This window comes from Candidatus Aquicultor sp., from assembly GCF_054640775.1.
Genome location: NZ_JBTSLF010000193.1, coordinates 1 through 4,428 on the forward strand (window position 1 = coordinate 1; position 4,428 = coordinate 4,428).

General features: G+C 36.1%; 4 protein-coding genes. All 4 read right to left on the minus strand.

What is annotated here, in order from left to right; translation table 11 throughout:
• On the minus strand, positions 1 to 1,275 hold a 1,275-nt coding region (locus tag ACYC56_RS12485; RefSeq protein WP_461374506.1), incomplete at its 3' end, for a WD40/YVTN/BNR-like repeat-containing protein.
• A 58-nt stretch (positions 1,276 to 1,333) separates the two neighbouring features.
• Positions 1,334 to 1,762: a hypothetical protein gene (locus ACYC56_RS12490; RefSeq protein ID WP_461374507.1), complete on the minus strand. Its 429-nt coding sequence runs from the start codon at positions 1,760 to 1,762 to the stop codon at positions 1,334 to 1,336.
• A gap of 619 nt (positions 1,763 to 2,381) precedes the next feature.
• The gene (locus ACYC56_RS12495; protein ID WP_461374508.1) at positions 2,382 to 3,728 is read right to left on the minus strand and encodes a sigma-54-dependent transcriptional regulator; all 1,347 of its coding nucleotides are present in this window, start codon (positions 3,726 to 3,728) and stop codon (positions 2,382 to 2,384) included.
• 12 nt (positions 3,729 to 3,740) lie between these two features.
• A partial coding sequence (locus tag ACYC56_RS12500; RefSeq protein WP_461374509.1) for an ATP-binding protein occupies positions 3,741 to 4,428 on the minus strand: 688 nt, incomplete at its 5' end.

A 4,428-nucleotide genomic window follows, 5' to 3' on the forward strand; every position in this document is an offset into this window, starting at 1 on the left:
ATATAAGTTTATTTCGCCGATAAAAACAGTATTTTCATCATCCGGTTTAACAGCTATGCTAAGAGCATACCCATATTGAGAATCAAAGTCAGTAAAATATCCATAAGAAGGTAAATTTGCAGAACGGTCTTCCCAGCTGCCGCCACTGCCGGAGCCATCACCGGATAAGTAAGTATATTTCCAAAGAATATGACCGTCAGTTATTCCGCTTGAAGTATCCGATAAGAAATAAATTACATTCTCATCTGAAGGAGAAACTGCAATTGCCGTCTGATTAGTGTTGATTGGAAAGTTATTCGGAGTAATATCCGTCCAATTTACACCATCTGTAGATCTAAATATTCCTCCGATCAATGGAAATGAACCATAATTTAATGCAGCATAGAATACACCTTTCGAGGTTACAGAAATGTTACTGTATAATCCAAACAAGTTTGGAAGCGTTGTATCCCAGGTTGCACCTCCATCGGTGCTGCGCATTATACCACTCCATGTTGCAGCTAAAATTTCATTTTGATTTGAATTTGCCGGATTTGTAACAATATTATATACAACCGAGAAAGCCGAAGAGGATATTCCATCCGGTGTGGCGGTAGAAGGCAATACCGACCAGGAATTCCCATCATCAGTCGATTTAAAAACTCCGTTACCTAAAAACATTAAACTGGAATCAAGTCCAATCCCGGCGGTAGCAGAATTTACTATACCGCCTAGAAAAATGTTAAACTCTCCCGTTCCATAATACCAGGTATTAGTTTTCCCGGGGCGGGTATCCTGTGCTACACAAGTAACACTCTGCAAATCTCCGGGAGTAGTTTTCTCCGACCATGAAGCGCCGTCATCAGTAGATTTCCACATTCCTCCGTTAACACCGCCGGCAAGTATTGTATTTTCATCGTTAACATCTAAAGCAAGTGCGCGAGTTCTGCCTCCGATATTGTAAGGTCCGCGTTGAGTCCAATTATATGATTGCACAGATTGCGGATTCTTCATACCGCCTTTTTTTAATAAGAGTTCTTCTTTAGTGGGAAGAGTTTTGGCAAAACTTAATTCCTTTTCTCTAATATTTATTGGTATTTGTCCTGTAGCGGGATTCCTTAGTTGAAGCCATTTTAATTTCTGGCGGGAATTTGGGTTATCAAGATTACCGTTATTGAAGGAATTATTTTGGTTTCCTTTGCTTTTAATTTTCGGATTTCCTGCAAGGACAGGATTTTCCAATCCCAAAGTCAGAATTGCAAAAAAACAAATAAGGAAATACCTTTTAACCTGCATTTTGCTGCCTCCAGATTTCTTAAAATAATCTGTTTTTTATTTAGTTTAACTCAAAAATTCAATTAGCAGATATTTTACCTGTAACGCTTAAGGTTTTTGTTACAGTAAAGCTTGCTTTAGAACCGGATGCTTTATTTCCAGCAAATGTTAAACTCCATGTGCCGAGATATTTAACATATCCTGTTCCGGCATTCTGGCATTGGAATTCTTCATCTTTAAGAAACAAGTTATTGTTGGCGTTAAAAGTTTGAGAATTGCCAATCGGATTTTGAACAACGACTTTAATTAAATTTACATCATCCGTAGTACAATGCGCAGAAAAGGTGAGGCCGGCATCGCCTGTAGCTAATGTAACAGGCTGTGCACTAATGTTAAAATCAGGCGGAACAGTTGGAGGCGGGGTTACCGGGTTATTATCTGATTTTTTACAACCAGACATAGCTATTACTAGAATAACTATTAACAGAGGATAATATATTTTTTTCATAATGTTTTTCCTTTTTATTATTATTATGTGATGTTGTCAAAATAACTTGATATATTATTTACTTTCTTTATCGATACCGTTTTGCCTGTATACGTATCCGCACTTATGGCAGCATTTTCCCGTTGGATAAATAACCGGCGCTTCACAATTGGGACATTTTTCTACCATCTTTTCACCGCATACGATACAATGAATTTGCTCTTCTTCTATATGACAAAAATTTCCGCATGACAAACAGAGCTTAAATTTGTCGACTATCTTTTTGTCCAATGTTTTACCTTTGCAATTAGTTAATAAAATTTTTACAGCACAACTTGCCTTTATAAATGCAAATTATATTCCATACGGGAAGGGTTTGATTTGTAAGATTTTTGAATAGTAAGCTAAAGAGCAGGTAAACTTATCTTTACATCAGGTAAAGTTTAGTTTACCTTCAAGCTTATAGGCTGAGAGGTATTAGTCGATTAGAATAAGGTGGTTGCTTTTTTAATTTCCCTGTTATCAAACTCGATTAATAACTTATAATCGTCGATATAAATAATATTTGCGGGAATAATCATCTTATTTTCCATTTTTACTCCAGGGTTTTATTTTTATAATTTTTTGTCCCTTTTCCTTTCTATTCCAATTCATATAGCTCCTTCAAAATATTGTGAAGCGCCTGCCGGCTTATCCCCGCAATCTCTGCTGCATCATTTATTTTGCCGTTGGTTTTTTGCATGAGGCTTGAAAAATATTCTTTCTTAAATTTTTGAAGAGAAACTTTATAAGTCTCATCGCCGGTCGGCGTATTTTCTTTTAAGCATCGCCCAGGCAAAATATCAGGATTGATTATTTGGTTGTCGTCAGCTCTAACAACTGCATTGGTCATGATATTTTTTAACTCCCGTACGTTCCCTTTCCAATTATAATTTTCCATCGCTTTTATCGTTTCATACGGAAGCACTAAGCCTCTCTTATTAAATTTTCGGGATAAAGTCTTTAGAAAATATTCAGCTAAATTTTTTATTTCGTCTTTTCGTTCCCTCAGCGGAGGGATATGAATATTGATTACTTTTATCCTGTAGTAAAAATCTTCTCTTAATTTTCCCAGTTCAACAAGCTCTTCAAGGTTTTTGTTAGAGGCTGCTACAAGTCTAACATCAAGCTTTATGTCTTTGCCTGTTTTTTGACCAACCTTATTAATTTCCTTATACTGCATAAATTTCAAAAGCTTCAGTTGTATCTTCTCGTTTATTTCAGAAATTTCGGGGAGGTAAATTGTACCGCCGTTTGCAGCTTCAAACTTACCTATCTTTGCTTCATCCGCGCCGGAAAAAGCTCCTTTCTCATGCCCGAACAATTCGGATTCAATTAAGTTCTCGCTTAAAGTATGTAAAGAAACTGCCGAGAATAATTTATTTTTTCTTTTACTTCTTAAATGAATTTCTCTTGCAACAATATCTTTGCCTACACCGGTTTCGCCTGTTAACAATATATGTACGTCCTGGTTTGCAAATTTTTCTATATCGTATTCCACTTTTCGCATAGCTTCGCCGGACACAATAAACTTATCTATGCTTTCATCAAAAGCATCTTCCAAGGCATTTAGTTTAATGTTTAATTCTCTTTGCTTAAATGCGCGCAGGATTTTTTCAACAAGCACTTCCCGGTTAAAATCTTTTTGTATAAAATCGGCAGCGCCAAGCTTCATAGCTTTAACCGCTGTTTGGACATTACCATGGTCTGTAATTATTATTACCGGTAAAAGAGGGTCGACTTCAGTGTGAATTTTTTCAAGTATATCAAGACCGTATATATCCGGCAGCTTTAGGTCAAGCAGGACGAGATTTATATCTTTCTTCATAATAACTGCCAATCCCTTGCTGCCTGTTTCGGCTTTGAAAATTTGGAATTCATTCTTCAGAACGAATTCAACATCGTTCATGAAAGAAACGCTGTCGTCTATGATTAGTAGCTTTTGCATTTAATATCCTTCTTAAATTGACTTCAACTTCATTACAAATAAAGCACCGCCGGCTTCACTATTGGCTGCCGCAATCTCTCCTTCATAATTAGCAAGACATTTCTTGACTATGCTTAATCCAATTCCATGTCCATTTGCTTTGGTCGTAAATCCTTCGGAAAATATTTTTGATATGTTTTCAACCGGAATTCCTTTCCCGTTGTCTTCAACTTTTATTATTACTCTATCATCCTCACAGCCGGCTTCAATTTTTATTACTCTGTTTTCAATCTTCTTCTCTTGCAATTCATCAATCGCATTTTGAATTATTATATTCATCGACTCGTTAAAATCGGAAGATGATATAATCGCATTTAACTTTTCCTTTGTTTGATAAAACTGAATTATAATATCCGGATTCTGTTCCCGGAATTTCTTGATTGCAAGGTTGATTGCTTCTGCAGTATCGATAGAGAAATTAGATTGCACAATTTTTCGCAGTCCCGTTAAATCTTCTCTAATCTTTTTAATTGAAAGAATAGTTTCTCCCTTAGCCTTAATTTTTTCTTTCACTGACATTCCGTTTAGCAGCAGTTCACAGCTACTCGATATTTGACCACTGCTCTGTAAAATTGAGACGGCATAATTTGAGTACTTTAAGCTTTCTTCACCATTTGTATCCAACTGATTTAATAAGCTATATATCCGATTAATTTCCGGA